Below are 19,205 nucleotides of genomic sequence, written 5' to 3' on the forward strand. Positions count from 1 at the left end.
ACCGCATCCTCTCCAGTGAGGATGTGATGCGTCGCCGTGCGACGTTGCTGCAACGCATGCACATTGATGGCCCGCTGCTGATCCTGCTGCTGACTCTGGCGGCCGGCAGCCTGTTCGTGCTGTATTCGGCCAGCGGCAAGAACTGGGACCTGCTGATCAAGCAGGCGTCGTCGTTCGGCCTGGGCTTGTTGTCGATGGTGGTGATCGCCCAGCTCGAGCCGCGTTTCATGGCGCGCTGGGTGCCGTTGGGCTACGTCGCCGGGGTATTGTTGCTGGTGGTGGTCGACGTGATGGGCCACAACGCCATGGGTGCGACCCGCTGGATCAACATTCCGGGGGTGATTCGCTTCCAGCCGTCGGAATTCATGAAGATCCTGATGCCCGCGACCATTGCCTGGTACCTGTCCAAGCGCACCTTGCCGCCGCAGCTCAAACATGTGGGCATCAGCCTGATCCTGATTGGCGTGCCGTTCATCCTGATCGTGCGCCAGCCCGACCTCGGCACCTCGCTGCTGATCCTGGCGGGTGGCGCGTTCGTGCTGTTCATGGGCGGCTTGCGCTGGCGCTGGATCCTCAGCGTGCTTGCCGCTGCCGTGCCGGTGGCCGTGGCCATGTGGTTCTTCTTTATGCACGACTACCAGAAGCAGCGGATCCTCACGTTCCTCGACCCGGAAAGCGATCCGCTGGGTACCGGCTGGAACATCATCCAGTCGAAGGCCGCCATCGGCTCCGGCGGGGTATTTGGTAAGGGTTGGTTACTGGGTACCCAGTCGCACCTGGACTTTTTGCCCGAGAGCCACACCGACTTCATTATTGCGGTGATGGGCGAAGAGTTCGGCCTGGTGGGCATTTGCGCGCTGTTGCTGATCTATCTGCTGTTGATTGGTCGCGGCCTGGTGATCACCGCGCAGGCGCAGACGCTGTTCGGCAAACTGCTCGCCGGCGCCCTGACCATGACTTTTTTTGTTTACGTTTTCGTCAACATCGGTATGGTCAGTGGCCTGTTGCCGGTGGTTGGGGTGCCGTTGCCATTCATTAGCTACGGCGGAACTTCGCTGGTGACATTGCTGTCAGCGTTTGGGGTTTTGATGTCGATTCATACGCATCGCAAATGGATCGCACAGGTTTGAATAAGGTGAAGATGTCAATGCAAGTAATGCGCGGCTGGGCGACTCGGCACGCGTCCTGGATGGGCCTGATTGGGCTGCTGGGCGCAACGCAGGAGGCGCAGGCCGGTGACTATGATGGTTCACCCCAGGTCGCCGAATTTGTCGGTGAGATGACCCGCGACTATGGTTTCGCCGGTGAACAGCTGATGGGCGTGTTCCGCGAAGCGCAGAAAAAGCAGGCGATCCTCGATGCCATCTCGCGCCCCGCCGAACGTGTGAAGCAGTGGAAGGAATATCGCCCGATGTTCCTCACCGACGCCCGCGTGGCCCGTGGCGTGGACTTCTGGCGCCAGCACGAGGCCGTGCTGGCTCGCGCCGAGCAGGAGTACGGCGTGCCGGCCCAGGTCATCGTTGCGATCATCGGCATTGAAACCTTCTACGGGCGCAATACCGGCAGCTATCGGGTGATCGACGCCTTGTCGACCCTGGGCTTCGATTATCCGCCCCGCGCCGAGTTCTTCCGCAAGGAACTGCGCGAGTTCCTGCTGCTTGCCCGCGAAGAGCAGGTCGACCCGCTGAGCCTCAAGGGTTCCTATGCGGGTGCGATGGGCTTGCCGCAGTTCATGCCGAGCAGCTTCCGCGCCTATGCAGTGGACTTCGACGGCGACGGGCATATCAATATCTGGAGCAACCCCGACGACGCCGTCGGCAGCGTGGCCAGCTACTTCAAGCGCCATGGCTGGGTCGCCGGCGAGCCGGTGGTGATCCGCGCCGATGTCAGTGGGGACCGCGTCGATGAAGGTCTGACTCAGGGCATCGAGCCGGCCAAGACGGTCGGGGAGTTGCGGGCGCTGGGCTGGTCGAGTCAGAATGCGCTGCCTGACGATATGCCGGTCACGGCATTCCGCCTTGAGGGCGAAAACGGCCCGGAATACTGGATGGGCCTGAAGAATTTCTACGCAATCACGCGTTATAACCGCAGTGTGATGTACGCCATGGCCGTGCATCAGCTGTCAGACATGCTGGTCCAAGCACGGGGCACTAAGTAATGCGGGCATCGCCGTTCAATCAACCGCTCAAGCTGGTGGCGTTCGTCGCGTTGTCCCTGCTGGTCGTCAGTTGCTCCACCAGCCGCGGTCCGGCGCAGAAGTCCGGGGGCACCGCAGTTCGTTCCCAGCCGGGCCTGGACATCAACCGTGCGCACAAAGACGGCGCGCCGTGGTGGGATGTCGATGTGTCGAAGATCCCGGACGCCACGCCCACCCTGCACACCGGTGCCTACAAGGCCAACCCGTACACCGTGCTGGGCAAGACCTATTTCCCGTTGCAGGACTCCAAGACCTACGTGCAATCGGGCACGGCTTCCTGGTACGGCACCAAGTTCCATGGCCAGAACACTGCCAACGGCGAAGTGTATGACCTGTATGGCATGAGTGCGGCGCACAAGACCCTGCCGCTGCCGAGCTATGTGCGGGTGACCAACCTGGACAACAACCGCACGGTGATCCTGCGCGTGAACGACCGTGGCCCGTTTTACTCGGACCGTATCATCGACCTGTCCTACGCCGCCGCGAAGAAACTCGGCTACGCCGAAACCGGCACTGCGCGGGTCAAGGTCGAAGGCATCGACCCGGCGCAGTACTGGGCCCAGCGCGGCAAGCCGGCGCCGTTGATGCTCAACGAGCCGCAGACACCACAACCGCAAATTACCGCATCGGCCGGCAAGGTCGAGCAATGGACACCGCCGCCACAGCAGCACGCCCCGGACACCGTGGCTGTGCCGCAGGCTGCCCAGGGCGCGTCGCTGGCTGGCGGCCAATACTTGCAGGTGGGCGCTTTCGCCAACCCGGATGCGGCAGAACTGTTAAGGTCCAAGCTCAGCAGCATGGTCAACGCGCCGGTCTTCATCAGTTCCATCGTGCGTAACCAGCAGACATTGCACCGTGTGCGCATGGGCCCGATCGGCTCGCCGAGCGAAGTGGCGCAAGTGCAGAACAGCGTGCGCCTGGCCAACCTGGGGCAACCCAGCGTGGTCACCGCTGAATAAACAGAATTGATGGTTCTGGCCCGTGCGCGGGGCAGGGCTGTGGTTGTTGGCTCGTTGAACAATAAAAACCCGGGGGCAAGGGGTGAGCGGGCAACCGAACACGTGACAGTCTGGTAGCGGACTGTCTGAATAAGTTTTGCCCGCGAGGGCAAGTTTCCATAAGCAATTTCGAGAGACGGATGAACATCACCACCTTAGCCAAACGCACGTGCCTGCTTCTTTCGCTGATCATCACCCCGGCCGCCTGGGCGGTTGAAATGGTGCCGGCTTCCCCGCAACTGGCTGCCAAGGCCTGGGTCCTCATGGATGCCGCCAGCGGCAACGTGCTGGTCGAGAACAACGGTGACCAGCGCCTGCCACCGGCCAGCCTGACCAAACTGATGACCGCCTACATCGCGACCCTGGAAATCCGTCGCGGCCAGATCGGCGAGAACGACCCGGTTACCGTCAGTGAAAACGCCTGGCGTACCGGCGGTTCGCGGATGTTCATCAAGGTGGGTTCGCAGGTGACTGTGAGCGACCTGCTGCACGGCATCATCATCCAGTCCGGTAACGACGCCAGCGTCGCCCTGGCCGAGCACATCGCCGGCAGCGAAGACGCGTTCGCCGACATGATGAACAAAACCGTGGCCGACCTGGGCATGACCAACAGCCACTTCATGAACCCGACCGGCCTGCCGAACCCGGAGCACTACTCGTCGGCGCACGACATGGCGATCCTGGCGCGCGCGATCATTCGTGTCGACCCGGTGCACTACGCGATCTACTCCCAGAAGGAGTTCTTCTGGAACAACATCAAGCAGCCTAACCGCAACCTGCTGCTGTGGCGCGACAAGACCGTCGACGGTCTGAAAACCGGCCACACCGAAGAAGCCGGCTACTGCATGGTGTCGTCCGCTGTGCGCGACGGCCAACGCCTGATCGCCGTAGTCTTCGGCACCAACAGCGAGCAGGCCCGTGCGGCCGAGACGCAGAAACTGCTGACCTACGGTTTCCGTTTCTTCGAAACCCAGACCTTCTACCAGAAGGGTACTGAGCTGGCGACCGCGCCGGTGTGGAAGGGCGCTACCTCCCAAGTCAAGGCCGGCCTGGCTGAAGACCTGACCCTGACCATGCCTAAAGGCCAGCTGAAGAAGCTCGCTGCCAGCATGACCATGAACCCGCAACTGGTTGCGCCCATCGCCAAGGGCGACGTGATCGGTAAAGTCGAAGTGAAGCTGGACGACAAGGTGGTGCACAGCGCCGACCTGATCGCCCTGGACGCCGTCGACGAAGGTGGTATCTTCCGCCGCGTGTGGGATAGCATCCGTCTATTCTTCTACAGCCTGTTCAACTGATTGTGTGCACCTGCAAGGCCCCGTGTTGATCCGACGCGGGGCTTTGCCCGTCGCCACGGCTTACGCTTACGAGGCCGTTACGCCATGACCGATAAAGAAGCAGAAGTAAAGGCGCCCAAGATCGAGTTCCCAGTGACGGATTATCCCGTCAAGGTGATCAGCGATACCGGCGTGGGCCGTAAGGACACGATTCTCGCGATCGTTCGCAAATACGCGACGATCAATGACAACCGCGTGGACGAGCGTCAAAGCTCGACCGGCAAATACACCACGATCCAGTTGCACATCGTTGCGACGGATCAGGACCAGCTCTACAACATCAACAGCGAACTGCGGGCTACCGGCTTCGTGCACATGGTGCTGTGATGTCACAGGTCCTGGGCTTTCGCGAGCTCGGCCGGATGGACTACGAGCCCGTCTGGCACGCCATGCAGCGCTTCACTAACGAGCGCGGCACGTCGGCCCCCGATGAGATCTGGCTGGTGGAACACCCGCCCGTGTTCACCCAGGGCCAGGCCGGCAAGGCCGAGCATCTGCTGCTGCCGGGGGAAATTCCGGTGGTGCAGGTCGACCGAGGTGGCCAAGTGACTTACCATGGGCCCGGCCAACTCGTGGCTTATTTGCTGCTGGATGTGCGCAAGCTGGGGTTTGGCGTGCGCGACCTGGTCAGCCGCATGGAGGCTTGCCTGATCGAGCTGCTGGCCAGTTACGGAGTGACTGCTGCGGCCAAGCCGGATGCGCCGGGTGTGTACGTTGATGGCGCGAAGATCGCCTCCCTGGGGCTGCGGATTCGCCACGGCTGTTCCTTTCATGGCCTGGCCCTGAACGTGGACATGGACCTGGCACCGTTCCGGCGGATCAACCCGTGTGGCTATGCCGGGTTGGCGATGACGCAACTGAGCGACCACGCCACACCGATTAAATTTGCCGAGGTAAGTGCCCGGCTGCGTGCGCAGCTCGTCAAACACCTCGACTATGCTGAGCAGACGACCCTTACGGGCGGAATCGACTGATTATGACTACTGATGCAGTGCAAACCATGATCCCGACGGTGGACGTTACCGAACGCCCAGCCCCGGCCCCGCGTGCCAAGGTGGAAGCCGGCGTCAAGCTGCGCGGCGCCGAAAAGGTTGCACGCATCCCGGTGAAGATCATTCCGACCACCGAACTGCCGAAGAAACCCGACTGGATCCGCGTGCGCATCCCGGTTTCGCCGGAAGTCGACCGTATCAAGGCGCTGCTGCGCAAACACAAGCTGCACAGCGTCTGCGAAGAGGCCTCCTGCCCGAACCTGGGCGAGTGCTTTTCCGGCGGCACCGCCACCTTCATGATCATGGGGGATATCTGCACCCGTCGTTGCCCGTTCTGCGACGTTGGCCACGGCCGTCCGAAGCCACTGGACGTCAACGAGCCGGAAAGCCTGGCCATCGCCATCGCCGACCTGCGCCTCAAGTACGTGGTGATCACCTCGGTAGACCGCGACGACCTGCGTGACGGCGGTGCCCAGCACTTTGCCGACTGCATCCGCGAAATCCGCAAGCTGTCGCCGAACGTGATGCTCGAAACCCTGGTGCCGGACTACCGCGGTCGCATGGACGTGGCGCTGGAAATCACCGCAGCCGAGCCGCCGGATGTGTTCAACCACAACCTGGAAACCGTGCCGCGCCTGTACAAGGCTGCCCGCCCCGGTTCGGACTACCAGTGGTCGCTGACCCTGCTGCAGAAATTCAAGCAGATGATGCCGCACATCCCGACCAAGTCCGGCTTGATGCTGGGCCTGGGCGAGACCGACGAAGAAGTCATCGAAGTCATGAAGCGCATGCGCGAACACGACATCGACATGCTGACCCTCGGCCAGTACCTGCAACCGTCCCGCAGCCACTTGCCGGTGCAGCGTTTCGTGCACCCGGACACCTTCGCCTGGTTCGCCGAGGAAGGCTACAAGATGGGCTTCAAGAACGTGGCGTCCGGCCCGCTGGTGCGTTCTTCGTACCATGCGGACGAGCAGGCCAAGCTGGTCAAGGCAAGCCTGGTTTCCTGATAGCGCTGTGAGCGGCACCGCAGGTTAATGTGGGAGGGGGCTTGCCCCCGATAGCGGACTGTCAGTCAGCACTTCTGATACTGATACACCGCCATCGGGGACAAGCCTCCTCCCACAGTTGTTTCGCGTTAGCCAAGGAGAGTCGTGGATGACCGCTGCAGTACCTGCCCTCCGTAGCGAAGGCACCATCGCCCTGATCGCCCCCGCCGGCCCCGCCACCCTGGACGTTGAAAAAGCCGGCCAATGGATGCGCACCCGCGGCTACGACCTGCGCATCTTCCCGGGTGTCTATGAACGCGACGGCTACCTCGCCGGCAGCGATAAAACCCGCCTCAACGACCTGCACACAGCTTTCGCCGACCCTGAAATCGACGCCATCTTCTGCCTGCGTGGCGGCTACGGCACGCCGCGCCTGCTCGATAGCCTGGACTTCGACCTGCTACGCGCCAATGCCAAACCCTTCGTGGGTTACAGCGACATCACCGCGCTGCACCTGGCAATCAGCCGTTACGCCGGCTTCGTGACCTTCCATGGGCCGATGCTCAACGCCGATCTCTTGGGCGACAAGCAACCACCTACCGAGTCTTCATTGTTCAGCATGCTGCGCGGCCAGTTGGGCGCTGGCAGCGAGTTGATGCACCCCGTGGCGTGCCCGCTGACCACAATCGAGCCTGGCATTGCCTGTGGGCGCTTGCTGGGTGGCAATCTGTCGATGATCGCGGCAGTCATGGGCACACCCTTTGAGATCGACGCAGATGGCATCATCCTGTTGATCGAGGACGTCAACGAGCCGATCTACCGTATCGACCGCCTGCTGACGCACCTGCGCCTGGCGGGCAAGCTGGAGCAGGTCGCCGGCGTACTGGTAGGGGACGTGGCGGGTGTGGATCAGGTTGCGCTGGAGCGCTTGCTCAAGCAGACCTTCGAGCCATTGCGCATCCCGGTGTTGTCCGGTTGGCGCAGTGGTCATTGCGACCCGAACCTGACGTTGCCGATGGGCGCATTGGTGCGGTTGGATGCGGGGGAGCAGCGGGTGGTGTTGGAGCAGGATGTGGTGTTCAAAGCCTGAGCTTTTTAGTCTGTCAGTCCGTCATCGGGGGCAAGCCCCCTCCCACAATGGAATGCTGTCGAAATGTGGGAGGGGGCTTGCCCCCGATAGCGATAGCCGCCATAGGCAGCTCTATCGATTCTGCAACGACTCCAGCAGCTTCACGGTCGGATACCCATCCGCCGGCCAGCCCAAGGCCTGCTGCGCCGCACGAATCGCCTTGCGCGTATTGGCGCCGATAATCCCATCCGGGTTGCCCGCGTCATAGCCGTTGGCACTCAAGGCCGTCTGCAAGTCGATGCGCTGTGAGCGGCTCAATGGCAGCTCATCCTTCGGCCAATCGCCACGGATCACTCCACCGCCACCAAAGCGTTCCGACAACAAGCCAACCGCCAGTGCATAGGACGAGGAGTTGTTGTACTTGAGGATCGCGCGGAAGTTATCCAGCACCAGGAACGCCGGGCCACGGTAACCGGCCGGCAATAGCAGCGCAGCGGAGAGTTGGTCGACGTTGGGTGGCATGCTTGCGCCGGGCGGCAGTTGGATACCCAGTTTCAGCCATTCTGCGACCGTCTTGCGGATGCCGCCATCGGCCAGGGCGTAATCGAAGTTCGCCGGCAGTTGTTTCACTTCGAAACCCCACGGTTGGCCTTTCTGCCAGCCGGAGCTCTGCAGGTAGTGTGCGGTGGAGGCGAGGGCGTCTGACGGGCTGTTCCAGATATCGCGGCGACCGTCGCCATCGAAGTCGACGGCGTGGGTGTTGTAGGTGGTTGGGATAAATTGGGTCTGGCCCATGGCGCCGGCCCAGGAACCTTTCATCTGGTCGGCCTGGATATCGCCGTGCTGGATGATCTGCAGCGCCGCCAGCAATTGCGCCTGGGCAAATGCCGGGCGGCGGCCTTCGTAGGCCAGGGTCGCCAGGGAGCGGATCACCGAGTTGTTGCCTTGGAACTGGCCGAAGTTACTTTCCATGCCCCATACCGACACCAGCGCCTGGCGGTCGACGCCATAACGTTGTTCGATGCTTTGCAGGATGTCGGCGTACTTGACCAGCAACGCCTGGCCGTTGCGCACGCGCACGGGCGACAGGGCGCCGTCGAGGTATTCCCACACCGGGCGGGAAAACTCCGGCTGGCTGCGGTCGGCGCGGATCACCGCCATGTCGGGTGTGACGTTGGCGAATGCGTTGTCGAACACGGTGGCGGTGATGCCGGCCTGCAGGGCTTGCACGCGAAAGGCCGCCTGCCATTCGGCGAAGGTCTGGGTCGGCTGGATATCAAGATTATCCACAGCCAGCGGGGCCACGACAGCGGGCGCAACCACAGGGGCGGTCTGGAGCTTGGGCAGCGGTTGAGCGTCGGCGGCGGTGGGTTTCTCCGCACAGGCGACGAGCAGGATGAGGCTGGAGGCAGCGATCAATTGGCGAAAGTGCCAACGACGGGAAAGACTAGAGGGCATGCACAGGTCCAGGGATTGCAAATCAGGTGCAGACCTTATCATGCCAGAGGGCTGCTTGCCTTCAGGCAGCCAGAAAGTAAGAAGCCTCCCAGCTATTAGACTGGAAGGCTTCGCGGCGGTAGCTGCCTTTGCCCTTGCCGGCGCGTTCCTGACGGCTACGGAACAGAGGCTGGGCGATGATGGATTTGGCCTTGTTGGGGCCATGCTTGGATGGCTTTTTGCTCATGGTCGTTACTCTCGTTGGGTGGTTGAAGCGGTGCAAATCATCTGCCGATGTTGCGCCGCTGTAAAGCCCTTCGAGAGGTAGGACTATTCTGCCGGCAATGTCAGGCGCTGGCCGGCCATCAACAATGATAAACGGCTCAGGCTCATCCACGGCGAACCCGCCGCCTGGCCCTTGATCTGCGCGTCGATGCGTTGCGCTTCCAGCAGCAATTGCGCCCAGCGTTGCGCCGAGTGCCGCTGCAGTGCTTTGCTCATCAAGGGTTTGCGCTTGTCCCACACCGGTGGCTTGGCCTGGCTGAAGCATTTGTCCAGCGGCGTACCCTGGCTGTATTGCAGGGCAATATTGGCCAGCACCCGCAGTTCCCGGGCCAGGGCCCAGAGAATCACCGGCGGTTCCACGCCTTCGCCGCGCAGGCCTTCAAGCATACGCAAAGCGTGGGCGGGTTCACCGTTGAGGATCGCATCCACCAGCCCGAACACATCGAAGCGCGCGCTATCGGCCACGGCGCCCTGGACGGTCTCGACGGTAATCTGCCCGTCTTCGGCCATCAGCTTGAGCTTTTCGATCTCCTGGGCAGCGGCCAGCAAATTGCCTTCAACCCGGGCGGCGATCAACTCCACTGCGTCCTGGGTCGCCGACAGTCCCGACTGCGACAGCCGCTGGCGAATCCATTGCGGCAACTGGCTGCTGTCCACCGGCCAGATCTGGATGAACTGGGTCTGCGCCCCTTCCACCAGGGCCTTGCCCCACTTGGTTTTCTGCGCGCTGCCATCAAGCTTGGGCAGGCTGATCAACAGCACGGTGTCTTCGGCGGGGCGCGAGCAGTATTCCATCAGGGCGGCCGCGCCTTTGTCGCCAGGCTTGCCCGAAGGCAGGCGCAGTTCCAGCAGGCGCTTCTCGGCAAACAGCGACATGCTCGCACCGGCCTGCAGCAGCGTGCCCCAGTCGAAGCTGGCGTCGGCGCTGAAGACCTGGCGTTCGTCGAAACCTTGCTGGCGTGCCGCCGTGCGAATGGCGTCGGCGGCTTCCTGACACAGCAGCGGATCATCACCGCTGACAATGTAGACAGGCGCAAGGCCACCTTGCAGGTGTTTGGCGAGTTGGGCAGGGGCGAGTTTCATAGGCGGGGTAAACGGGGCGCTTGGGGCGCCCCGTCCGGCTTACTCGACAGGGACTTCAACAGGCGACTGTTTCGGTGTGTTGTCTTCGTACTCTTTGGCAGCTTTCAGCGCGTCGGCCTCGGCCTTGGCCTTGTTGTCAGCCTGTTGCTGCAGGGTCTCCAGTTGTTCCGGAGTCAGCATCGACAGGCGCAGCACAATGCGCTGTACCAGTTCGCGACGCATTTCCTTGCGCACCTGCTGGATTTCGGAGTCCGAACCCACCAGGTTGTTGCCATCGTGGCTGACCACTTTCTGCACCTGGATCTTGTCACCCATCAGCGGCAGATGATCGCGGCCCTGGATTTCGAAGTTGAGCGCAGTGTTCAGTTCGATGTCGGACGCACGCCCGGCGCTGGCGTAGCTCAGGTTACGCTGGGTTTCTCTTTCGTCCACCAGGAACAGTTTGTACGTCGCGCCGGTGTAGACGTGCACGCCGCTGTTTTCCAGCACCTGACGCAATTGCGTCACCGTATCGCCGTAGGCGTTGCGGGCGCTGACGTCGAGTTCCTTGATCGTCAGGTCATTGGTGGCAGTACCGCGCAGCTGGAAGCCGCATGCGCTCAGCAGCACGGCAAGGCCCATCACCAGCAAATTGCGTTTGATCATTTTGTTGCTCCCCTTGAAACCATGTGGGCCTTATCGAGGCCCTGAAGGCTTTGTTCGACGCAGGGCCCAAGCCCTGCGCCCGATCCGATTAGCTCGCGACGATATTGACCAGTTTGCCAGGCACCACGATCACTTTGCGAATCGTCAGGCCTTCGGTAAAGCGCAGCACGTTTTCGTTGACGCGGGCAGCCGCTTCAACGTCTTCGCGGCTGGCGGTGGCTGGCATGTCGATCTGGCCACGCAGTTTACCGTTGACCTGGATCACCAGTTGCAGCGTGTCCTGTACCAGGGCGCTGTCATCCTGCACCGGCCAGCGCGCATCGATGACGGCGTCGTTGTGGCCCAGGCGGTTCCACAGGTCGTGGCTGATGTGCGGCGTGATCGGCGCCAGCAGCAGGGTGACCGTTTCCAGGCCTTCCTGTACCAGTGCGCGATCCTGCTCAGTCACTTGTGGGGCTTTTTCCAGCACATTCATCAGCGTCATTACCTGGGCGATGGCGGTGTTGAACTTGTGGTTCTGGCCCACGTCCTGGCTGGCTTGCTTGATGGCCAGGTGGGTGCTGCGGCGAATGAGTTTCTGCTCGTCGCTCAAGGCGGCCACGTCCAGTTTGCCCGGCAGGCCCTGGCTGATGTGAGCGTGCGCCAGGCGCCAGACGCGCTTGAGGAAACGGTGCGAGCCTTCGACGCCGGAGTCGGACCATTCGGCGCTCATGTCAGGCGGCGAGGCGAACATCATGAACAGGCGGCAGGTGTCCGCGCCGAACTGATCGATCATCGACTGCGGGTCAACGCCATTGTTCTTGGACTTGGCCATCTTCTCGGTGCCGCCGATTTCCACCGGCAGGCCGTCGGCGATCAGCTTGGCGCTGATGACCTTGGCTTTGCTGTCGCGCTCAAGCTCGACGTCTGCCGGGTTGAACCAGGTGTAGGCGCCATTGGCTTCACGGCGATAGTAGGTCTCGGCGACCACCATGCCCTGGGTCAGCAGGTTCTTGAACGGCTCATCGGAACTCACCAGGCCTTCGTCACGCATCAGCTTGTGGAAGAAGCGCGCGTACAACAGGTGAAGGATGGCGTGTTCGATACCGCCGATATACTGGTCAACCGGCAACCAGTGGTCGGCCGCGGATTTCTCTACCAGGCCGCCTTCATAGTGCGGCGAGGCGTACCGGGCGTAATACCACGAGGACTCTACGAAGGTGTCCATGGTGTCGGTTTCACGTTTGGCAGGCGCGCCGCATTTGGGGCAACTGCATTCGTAGAATTCGGGCATGCGCGCCAATGGCGAACCGGCGCCGTCCGGCACCACGTCTTCCGGCAGGACGACTGGCAGTTGATCTTCCGGTACTGGCACGTCGCCACAGCTTGCGCAGTGGATGATCGGGATCGGGCAGCCCCAGTAGCGCTGGCGGCTGATACCCCAGTCGCGCAGGCGGAACTGGGTGCGCGAGGCACCGAGGTTTTTCTTGATCAGGGCGACTTCAATGGCGTCGAAGGCGCCCTGGAAGTCCAGGCCATCAAACTCGCCGGAATTGATCAGCTCACCGTGCTCGCCGTAGGCGTCCTGCCACGGGGCCGGGTTGGTGTCGCCCGAGCTGGTACGCACCACGGACTTGATTGGCAGGCTGTACTTGGTGGCGAATTCGAAATCGCGCTCGTCGTGAGCCGGCACAGCCATGACAGCGCCATCGCCGTAGTGCATCAGCACGTAGTTGGCCACCCACACCGGCAGCTTTTCACCGGTGAGTGGGTGCTCGACGAACAGGCCGGTCGGCAGGCCTTTTTTCTCCTGGGTGGCGACGTCGGCCTCGGCCACGCTACCGCCTTTGCATTCGGCGATGAACGCCTGCAACTCAGGGTTGTTCTGTGCAGCCTGGGTGGCCAGCGGGTGTTCGGCGGCCACGGCGACGTAGGTCGCGCCCATCAGGGTATCCGGGCGGGTGGTGAAGACTTTCAGTGCGCCCGCTTCGCCGATCGAGTCGACGTTGTACGGGAACTGCACTTCCATGCCCTTGGATTTGCCGATCCAGTTGCGTTGCATGGTCTTGACCTGCTCCGGCCAGCCCGGCAGGTCGTCGAGGCTCGACAACAGTTCATCCGCGTAGGCGGTGATCTTGAAGTAGTACATCGGGATTTCGCGCTTTTCGATCAGCGCGCCGGAGCGCCAGCCGCGACCGTCGATCACTTGCTCGTTGGCAAGGACGGTCTGGTCGATCGGGTCCCAGTTCACGGTGCCGCTTTTTTTGTAGATCACACCTTTTTCGAACAGGCGCGTGAACAGCCATTGTTCCCAGCGGTAGTAATCCGGCTTGCAGGTGGTGACTTCGCGGGACCAGTCCACCGCCAGGCCCAGGCTGCGCAGCTGGGTCTTCATGTAGGCGATGTTTTCGTAGGTCCACTTGGCGGGGGCCACGTTGTTTTTCATCGCGGCGTTTTCCGCCGGCATGCCGAAGGCGTCCCAACCCATGGGTTGCAGGACGTTCTTGCCTTGCATGCGCTGGTAACGGGAAATCACGTCGCCGATGGTGTAGTTACGCACGTGCCCCATGTGTAGCTTGCCGCTGGGGTAAGGGAACATCGATAGGCAGTAGTAAGTCTCCTTGCCTGGCTGTTCACTGACTTCAAAGGACTTTTGCTCGTCCCAGAAGGTTTGGGCGGCATTTTCTATTTCACGGGGCTGATATTGTTCGTGCATGGCTACTTTTGAACTGAATAGGGGTGGCCTAATCCTCTTCGGTGCAACATTCAGGTTGATCGACACCAAAAAGCGGCGCGTCCGTGCCCAAACCCTGCGGGAAGTGGAGTTACAGGAAGCGCCGTAGCATACATGACCCCACTCTATCGAGGGAAACCCTGATTGCTCTGGCAGGGCCGTCTGTCGCGGCGCCGGGCAGGCGCAGCCACGGGGGCTACGCTGTTTATTGGGGAGCAAGTCTTTCTTCAATGAGGTGAGGGGATGGTTGAATCGCAGCGAATCGTAACGAAACCGGAAATCTACGAAGGACTGATCGACCGATTGGGTCGTGCATTGGATGCAGCGAGGACAGCGGGCCGATTGCGTGATGAACGGCCTGTGGAGTTGGAACTGCGCGGTTTGACCCGTGCGGAGCTGGAACTGATCAAGGCTTTTCTGGAACGGAATGGGCGCGGTGCGCCTCCTCTGGTGGCAACCCCGCCACTCAAGGAGCCCACGCACTCTGCCAAGGTGGTGTGGCTCAAGGACTTGTCGGTCGGTCGCGGCCCGGAAAAACGCCGCTTCGTACGCTACAAGTAGTTCACTCCCCCAGAGCAACACCTTCGCGTCATGTCACGGTAAAGATTGTCGCTAAACCCCGTTACACCTTAGGCTTCGGGCATCTTTGGAGATGCCCGATGCCTATTCGTTACTTCATCAAACAACTGCTCCTGCCGCCCGGCATTCTTTTGCTGTTGCTGGCCCTTGCCTGGTGGTTTCGGCGCAGCCGGCCACGCTTGGCGGGTTGCTGCTTTGCGCTGGGGTTTGGCGGTATGTGGCTGATCAGTCTGCCGGTGATGGTGGAGTGGGGCGCGCGAACCCTGGAAACCGAGCCGCCGTTGGCGCGGGAAGACTGGTCGACGCTGGCGCAGCGCGCCGATGCGATCGTGGTGTTGGGCTCCGGGCGGGAGCGCGGGGACCCGGCCTGGGGCACCGATCAGCCGACGGGTATCGGCCTGGAGCGCCAGCGCTATGCCGCACGATTGGCCAAGGCCTCCGGGCTGCCGGTGCTGACTACCGGCGGCCTGCATTACGGCACACCGCCCAGCGAGGCGGAACTGATGGCGGTATCGATGCAGGATGACTTCGGCGTGACAGTGCGCTGGAAGGAAGAACGCAGCCGAACCACCTGGGAAAACGCGCAGATGAGCGCGGAAATTCTCTTGCCCGAAGGCATCAGTCGCGTGGTGGTGGTGACCCAGGCCTGGCACATGCCGCGTTCGGTGTGGAGCTTCGAGAAGGCCGGTTTCACCGTGGTGCCTGCGCCGGTGGGCTTCCTGGGCGTGGATAACGCCCGGCCACTGGGTGGCTGGATGCCTGAGTTCGTATCAGTGTGGCGCAGCGGGCAGTTGATCAACGAAGCGGTGGGGCAGCTGGGTTATCGGTTGTTCTATCGATAACACGGCAGATCAACATCTGGGAGGGGGCAACCCCCCCTCCCACATTGGTTATGGGTTGTCTGTCAGACGGTTTTGGACATGCGGCCCGCCAGCAGCGCCCAACCGAACAGCCCCAGGCACAGGATGATCAACGGCCACGAACGCCATTGCAGGTACGGCGTGAGGTTGTGCATCGGCACCACTTCGCCGTAGAGAATGCCGCGTTCGAATTGCGGGATCTGCGCCGTGATCTGCCCGAACGGGTTGATCAGGCCGGTCACGCCATTGTTGGTGGCGCGGATCATCCAGCGCCCGGCTTCCAGCGCACGCATCTGCGCCATTTGCAGGTGCTGCAACGGGCCGATGGAGCGGCCGAACCAGGTGTCGTTGCTGATGGTCAGCAGCAGATCGCTCTGGGCCGACAGGCCGGCGGCGAATTCCGGGTACACCACTTCGTAGCAAATGAACGGCGCAATCTGATAACCCTTGGCCTGCAGCATCGCCTGGTCAGAGGGACCGCGGGCGAAGTCCGACATCGGTAGATCAAAAAAGGCAATCAGGCCACGCAACATGTCCTGCAGCGGCACGTATTCACCGAACGGCACCAGCTTCTGCTTGAGGTAGGTACCGTCGCCTTCGCCGACCACGGTGATGCCATTGAAGTAGCGCTTCTGGTGGTGCACTTCCTGGCGAATCGGTACCCCGGTGATCAGCGCGGTGTGCCGGTCGGCGGCGAACTTGCCCATCATGCCCAGGTAGCCTTCGACAGACTCCTTGAGCACCGGCACCGCCGTTTCCGGCCATACCAGCAAGTCGACACGCTTGGAGCTGAAGCTCATGTCGCGATACAGCGCCAGCTGCGCGTTGAGCTGCTCCGGGTCCCACTTCATGCTCTGTTCGACGTTGCCCTGGATGGCGGCCACGCTCAGCGGCGCGCCGGACGGACTGGTCCAGGCGTGATGCTTGAGTGCCAGGCCGATCGCCCAGGGTGCTACCAGCAATACCAGGCCGGCACCGATAAAGGCGTTGCGCTTGCCGGCCAGCAGGCGCGGCAGGTTGCACAGCAGGGCGGCGGTGAGTGCCAGGGCAAAGGAGATCAGCCACATCCCGCCCAGCGGCGCGAGGCCGGTGAGCGGGCCATCGAGTTGGCTGTACCCGGAATACAACCATGGGAAACCGGTGAGGAACCAGCCGCGAAATGCTTCCTGGCCCACCCACAACGCCGCGAAGGTCAGGGCATCGGCCAGCGGCGCTTCGTTGCGACGCAACCAGCGCGCCCACAGCCAGGCGGGCAGGGCGAAGAACCAGGCGATGGCGGCGGTGAACAGCAGCATCAGGAACCCCGCCAGCAGCACCGAAGCGCCGCCGAAGTGGTGGATGCTGTAGTAGATCCAGCTGGTGCCGGCGCCGAACAGGCCGAAGCCGAAACACCAGCCACGGCCCAGGGCCTGGCGTGGGCTCAGTTCCCGCAGTCCGACATAGAACAGGCCGACCGCCACCAGCGCAAAAGGCCACAGGTCGAACGGCGCCAGCGCCAGGGTGGTGATGGCGCCGGCCACCACGGCCAGCAAATTACCGGGCCAGCCGGGGCGGGTTAGGCGCTGCATGTCATTCCTTAGCGGGCAATTGGTGTCAGGCGGATCAGGTGGATGCGACGGCTGTCGGCATTCAGGATACGGAAGCGATACGCGCCGATCTCGGTGGTTTCGTTACGCTTGGGCAGGTGCCCGAACGCACTCATCACCAGGCCGCCGACGGTGTCGAACTCATCGTCGGAGAATTCGCTGTCGAAGAACTCGTTGAAGTTCTCGATCGGCGTCAGCGCCTTGATCAGGAAGTCACCGCTGGGCAGTGGCTTGATGTAGCTGTCTTCTTCGACGTCGTGTTCGTCTTCGATATCGCCGACGATCTGTTCCAGCACGTCTTCAATCGTCACCAGGCCAGCTACGCCGCCGTATTCGTCGATCACAATGGCCATGTGATTGTGGTTGGCGCGGAATTCGCGCAGCAACACGTTCAGGCGCTTGGATTCAGGCACGAAGGTGGCCGGACGCAGCAAGTCCTTGATATTGAAGCTGTCGCCGTTCTCCTTGAGGATCAGCGGCAGCAGGTCCTTGGCCAGCAGGACGCCCATGACATCGTCATGGCTTTCACCGATCACCGGGTAGCGCGAGTGCGCCGAGTCGATCACGGCCGGGAGGAACTCCCGTGGGGTCTGGGTCGCCTTGATGCTGATCATCTGCGAGCGGGGGACCATGATGTCCCGTACTTGCAGGTCAGCCACCTGGATGGCGCCCTCGACAATGGCCAGCGCTTCGCTGTCCAGCAACTTGTTCTGATGGGCCTCGCGCAGCAGCTCCAAGAGCTCCTGGCGGTTTTTCGGCTCGTGGGCAAAAGCCTGGGTCAGTTTACCCAGCCATGACTTCTGCCCGTTGCTCGATCGGTCTTCGCTCATAGCGATTACTCTGAATCCTTTATTGTTACAGTTGAGTGTTTTTAAGCTTCATCGTCGGCATATGGGTCCGGATGACCCAATTCTGCAAGCAACGTTTGTTCCAGTGTTTCCATTTCCTCGGCTTCCTCATCGTCTATATGGTCGTAACCCAAGAGATGCAAGCAGCCGTGGATGACTAGATGGGCCCAGTGGGCTTCAAGTTCCTTGCCTTGTTCCTTTGCCTCGCGCTCCACCACGGCGACACAGATGACCAGATCGCCCAGCAACGGGATATCCAGCAGCTCATCCGGCACATCGGCGGGGAAGGACAGCACATTGGTCGCGTAATCCTTCTGGCGCCAGGTGTGATTCAGTTCGCGGCCCTCGGGCTCGTCCACCAGGCGAATGGTCAGTTCCGAGTCGGCGGTGCGCTGGCGCAGGGCCAGGGCGCACCACTGACGGAACTGGGCTTCGCTGGGGGCGGGCGCTTCGGTGGCCAGCTGCAGGTCTAGCTCAAGCATCGCGGCGAAGGTCCTTGGCCGGTGCATCGTCGCGATGGTCGAAGCGCTCGTAGGCTTCGACGATGCGCTGCACCAGCGGGTGACGAACCACATCCTTGGGCATGAAGTGCGTGAAGCTGATGCCCGGCACGTCCTTGAGCACCTCGATCACCTGGGCCAGGCCCGACTTGGTGCCTTTGGGCAGGTCGACCTGGGTGACATCGCCGGTGATCACGGCGGTGGAGCCGAAACCGATGCGGGTGAGGAACATCTTCATCTGCTCGACCGTGGTGTTCTGGCTTTCGTCGAGGATGATGAAGCTGTTGTTCAAGGTACGACCACGCATGTAGGCCAGCGGGGCGATCTCGATCACCTGGCGTTCGATCAGCTTGGCCACGTATTCGAAGCCGAGCATCTCGTACAGTGCGTCGTAGAGCGGGCGCAGGTACGGGTCGATTTTCTGGGCGAGGTCGCCGGGCAGGAAGCCGAGCTTCTCGCCAGCCTCGACCGCCGGGCGTACCAACAGGATGCGGCGCACTTGCTCGCGTTCCAGCGCGTCGACTGCGCAGGCCACGGCCAGGTAGGTCTTGCCGGTACCGGCAGGGCCGATGCCGAAGTTGATGTCGTTGCCGAGGATTTCCTTGACGTACTTCTGCTGATTCAAGCCGCGCGGGCGAATCATGCCTTTTTTGGTACGCAGGGCCACGCTGGCTTCGGCCACGGGGTTATTGGCCAGGTCTTCGACGGCCGATTCCTGCAGGTACAGGTGCACGGTTTCCGGCGACAGCTCGCTACCCTTGGTTTCGCGGTAGAGGCGGCGCAGCAGGTTTTCTGCGGACGTGGTGTGTTGGGGTTCACCAATGAGCTCGAACTGATTGCCGCGGTTGCGGATCTCGATGCTCAGGCGTTGCTCGATCAGGCGCAGGTGCTCGTCGAACTGTCCGCACAGATTGGCGAAACGGCGAGCCTCAAAGGGCTCGAGGAGAAAACGATGGGGTTCTGCTATGGGTGCGTTCAAGGTTGTTTTTAGCCGCCCTTTGGCTGTTGAGGTGAAAGAGAGAATAACGCCAGCTGCCCGTGCGCGAAAGCACTTACGTCATCGGAATGTTGCACGGTCAGAATGTGG

At 61.9% G+C, this 19,205-nt stretch carries 19 protein-coding genes; 10 read left to right on the forward strand and 9 right to left on the reverse strand.

What is annotated here, in order from left to right:
• Positions 1–26 precede the first annotated feature (26 nt).
• The 8 genes from rodA to BMX59_RS21995 all read left to right on the forward strand — a co-directional run bounded on the left by rodA (position 27) and on the right by BMX59_RS21995 (position 7,603).
• Entirely contained in the window at positions 27–1,130 is a 1,104-nt protein-coding gene (gene rodA / locus BMX59_RS21960; protein ID WP_042570827.1) for a rod shape-determining protein RodA, read from the forward strand.
• Positions 1,131–1,147: 17 nt separating this feature from the next.
• On the forward strand, positions 1,148–2,158 hold the full coding sequence (gene mltB / locus BMX59_RS21965; RefSeq protein ID WP_071489891.1) for a lytic murein transglycosylase B: 1,011 nt from the start codon (positions 1,148–1,150) through the stop codon (positions 2,156–2,158).
• Entirely contained in the window at positions 2,158–3,156 is a 999-nt protein-coding gene (locus tag BMX59_RS21970) for a septal ring lytic transglycosylase RlpA family protein (RefSeq protein WP_071489892.1), read from the forward strand. The genes mltB and BMX59_RS21970 overlap by 1 nt, the downstream gene beginning before the upstream one ends.
• A gap of 179 nt (positions 3,157–3,335) precedes the next feature.
• Positions 3,336–4,493: a D-alanyl-D-alanine carboxypeptidase family protein gene (locus BMX59_RS21975; protein ID WP_071489893.1), complete on the forward strand. Its 1,158-nt coding sequence runs from the start codon at positions 3,336–3,338 to the stop codon at positions 4,491–4,493.
• Positions 4,494–4,577: 84 nt separating this feature from the next.
• Entirely contained in the window at positions 4,578–4,859 is a 282-nt protein-coding gene (locus BMX59_RS21980) for a DUF493 domain-containing protein (RefSeq protein WP_071489894.1), read from the forward strand.
• Entirely contained in the window at positions 4,859–5,506 is a 648-nt protein-coding gene (gene lipB, locus BMX59_RS21985; RefSeq protein ID WP_071489895.1) for a lipoyl(octanoyl) transferase LipB, read from the forward strand. The genes BMX59_RS21980 and lipB overlap by 1 nt, the downstream gene beginning before the upstream one ends.
• Before the next feature lie 26 nt (positions 5,507–5,532).
• Positions 5,533–6,534 (forward strand): lipoyl synthase, encoded by a 1,002-nt coding sequence (gene lipA, locus BMX59_RS21990; protein WP_166794335.1) that lies wholly within the window; start codon positions 5,533–5,535, stop codon positions 6,532–6,534.
• A gap of 148 nt (positions 6,535–6,682) precedes the next feature.
• Positions 6,683–7,603: a S66 peptidase family protein gene (locus BMX59_RS21995; protein ID WP_093125691.1), complete on the forward strand. Its 921-nt coding sequence runs from the start codon at positions 6,683–6,685 to the stop codon at positions 7,601–7,603.
• Positions 7,604–7,714: 111 nt separating this feature from the next.
• On the opposite strand, the gene BMX59_RS22000 is transcribed toward BMX59_RS21995, so the two are convergent.
• The 5 genes from BMX59_RS22000 to leuS form a co-directional block, all read right to left on the reverse strand.
• Positions 7,715–9,040 (reverse strand): lytic murein transglycosylase, encoded by a 1,326-nt coding sequence (locus tag BMX59_RS22000; protein WP_093125696.1) that lies wholly within the window; start codon positions 9,038–9,040, stop codon positions 7,715–7,717.
• A 61-nt stretch (positions 9,041–9,101) separates the two neighbouring features.
• Complete coding sequence (arfA, locus tag BMX59_RS22005; RefSeq protein WP_003176285.1) at positions 9,102–9,266, reverse strand: alternative ribosome rescue factor ArfA; 165 nt, start codon at positions 9,264–9,266, stop codon at positions 9,102–9,104.
• A gap of 83 nt (positions 9,267–9,349) precedes the next feature.
• Complete coding sequence (gene holA, locus BMX59_RS22010) at positions 9,350–10,387, reverse strand: DNA polymerase III subunit delta (RefSeq protein WP_058427766.1); 1,038 nt, start codon at positions 10,385–10,387, stop codon at positions 9,350–9,352.
• A gap of 39 nt (positions 10,388–10,426) precedes the next feature.
• The gene (gene lptE, locus BMX59_RS22015; protein WP_093125699.1) at positions 10,427–11,032 is read right to left on the reverse strand and encodes an LPS-assembly lipoprotein LptE; all 606 of its coding nucleotides are present in this window, start codon (positions 11,030–11,032) and stop codon (positions 10,427–10,429) included.
• Positions 11,033–11,120: 88 nt separating this feature from the next.
• The gene (leuS, locus tag BMX59_RS22020; RefSeq protein ID WP_093125702.1) at positions 11,121–13,727 is read right to left on the reverse strand and encodes a leucine--tRNA ligase; all 2,607 of its coding nucleotides are present in this window, start codon (positions 13,725–13,727) and stop codon (positions 11,121–11,123) included.
• A 261-nt stretch (positions 13,728–13,988) separates the two neighbouring features.
• Between leuS and BMX59_RS22025 the strand changes: the two genes are divergently transcribed.
• Both BMX59_RS22025 and BMX59_RS22030 read left to right on the forward strand, forming a co-directional pair.
• Positions 13,989–14,306, forward strand: a complete 318-nt coding sequence (locus BMX59_RS22025) for a hypothetical protein (RefSeq protein ID WP_093125706.1) — start codon at positions 13,989–13,991, stop codon at positions 14,304–14,306.
• A gap of 98 nt (positions 14,307–14,404) precedes the next feature.
• Positions 14,405–15,166: a YdcF family protein gene (locus BMX59_RS22030; RefSeq protein ID WP_092248156.1), complete on the forward strand. Its 762-nt coding sequence runs from the start codon at positions 14,405–14,407 to the stop codon at positions 15,164–15,166.
• A 62-nt stretch (positions 15,167–15,228) separates the two neighbouring features.
• Here the strand turns inward: BMX59_RS22030 and lnt are convergent, their stop codons facing one another.
• From lnt to BMX59_RS22050, 4 genes are read right to left on the reverse strand one after another with little or no spacing between them, the layout of a single operon-like run.
• A complete protein-coding gene (gene lnt, locus BMX59_RS22035; protein ID WP_092248159.1) occupies positions 15,229–16,752 on the reverse strand; it encodes an apolipoprotein N-acyltransferase in 1,524 nt (507 codons plus the stop codon).
• 8 nt (positions 16,753–16,760) lie between these two features.
• Entirely contained in the window at positions 16,761–17,600 is an 840-nt protein-coding gene (locus BMX59_RS22040; protein ID WP_010206772.1) for an HlyC/CorC family transporter, read from the reverse strand.
• A gap of 41 nt (positions 17,601–17,641) precedes the next feature.
• Positions 17,642–18,100, reverse strand: coding sequence for an rRNA maturation RNase YbeY (ybeY, locus tag BMX59_RS22045; protein WP_093125711.1), 459 nt, complete (start codon positions 18,098–18,100; stop codon positions 17,642–17,644).
• Positions 18,093–19,097, reverse strand: a complete 1,005-nt coding sequence (locus tag BMX59_RS22050; RefSeq protein ID WP_092248165.1) for a PhoH family protein — start codon at positions 19,095–19,097, stop codon at positions 18,093–18,095. The genes ybeY and BMX59_RS22050 overlap by 8 nt, the downstream gene beginning before the upstream one ends.
• Positions 19,098–19,205 lie beyond the last annotated feature (108 nt).

Origin of the sequence: Pseudomonas sp. NFR09 (assembly GCF_900111535.1) — a bacterium.
GTDB classification, from domain to species: Bacteria; Pseudomonadota; Gammaproteobacteria; order Pseudomonadales; family Pseudomonadaceae; genus Aquipseudomonas; species Aquipseudomonas extremorientalis.

Bases quoted from the DNA above. Each gene is read 5' to 3' on its own strand.
- rodA (WP_042570827.1), top strand. From the start codon at position 27: ATGCGTCGCCGTGCGACGTTGCTGCAACGCATGCACATTGATGGCCCG.
- mltB (WP_071489891.1), top strand. From the start codon at position 1,148: ATGCAAGTAATGCGCGGCTGGGCGACTCGGCACGCGTCCTGGATGGGC.
- BMX59_RS21970 (WP_071489892.1), top strand. From the start codon at position 2,158: ATGCGGGCATCGCCGTTCAATCAACCGCTCAAGCTGGTGGCGTTCGTC.
- BMX59_RS21975 (WP_071489893.1), top strand. From the start codon at position 3,336: ATGAACATCACCACCTTAGCCAAACGCACGTGCCTGCTTCTTTCGCTG.
- BMX59_RS21980 (WP_071489894.1), top strand. From the start codon at position 4,578: ATGACCGATAAAGAAGCAGAAGTAAAGGCGCCCAAGATCGAGTTCCCA.
- lipB (WP_071489895.1), top strand. From the start codon at position 4,859: ATGTCACAGGTCCTGGGCTTTCGCGAGCTCGGCCGGATGGACTACGAG.
- lipA (WP_166794335.1), top strand. From the start codon at position 5,533: ATGATCCCGACGGTGGACGTTACCGAACGCCCAGCCCCGGCCCCGCGT.
- BMX59_RS21995 (WP_093125691.1), top strand. From the start codon at position 6,683: ATGACCGCTGCAGTACCTGCCCTCCGTAGCGAAGGCACCATCGCCCTG.
- BMX59_RS22000 (WP_093125696.1), bottom strand. From the start codon at position 9,040: ATGCCCTCTAGTCTTTCCCGTCGTTGGCACTTTCGCCAATTGATCGCT.
- arfA (WP_003176285.1), bottom strand. From the start codon at position 9,266: ATGAGCAAAAAGCCATCCAAGCATGGCCCCAACAAGGCCAAATCCATC.
- holA (WP_058427766.1), bottom strand. From the start codon at position 10,387: ATGAAACTCGCCCCTGCCCAACTCGCCAAACACCTGCAAGGTGGCCTT.
- lptE (WP_093125699.1), bottom strand. From the start codon at position 11,032: ATGATCAAACGCAATTTGCTGGTGATGGGCCTTGCCGTGCTGCTGAGC.
- leuS (WP_093125702.1), bottom strand. From the start codon at position 13,727: ATGCACGAACAATATCAGCCCCGTGAAATAGAAAATGCCGCCCAAACC.
- BMX59_RS22025 (WP_093125706.1), top strand. From the start codon at position 13,989: ATGGTTGAATCGCAGCGAATCGTAACGAAACCGGAAATCTACGAAGGA.
- BMX59_RS22030 (WP_092248156.1), top strand. From the start codon at position 14,405: ATGCCTATTCGTTACTTCATCAAACAACTGCTCCTGCCGCCCGGCATT.
- lnt (WP_092248159.1), bottom strand. From the start codon at position 16,752: ATGCAGCGCCTAACCCGCCCCGGCTGGCCCGGTAATTTGCTGGCCGTG.
- BMX59_RS22040 (WP_010206772.1), bottom strand. From the start codon at position 17,600: ATGAGCGAAGACCGATCGAGCAACGGGCAGAAGTCATGGCTGGGTAAA.
- ybeY (WP_093125711.1), bottom strand. From the start codon at position 18,100: ATGCTTGAGCTAGACCTGCAGCTGGCCACCGAAGCGCCCGCCCCCAGC.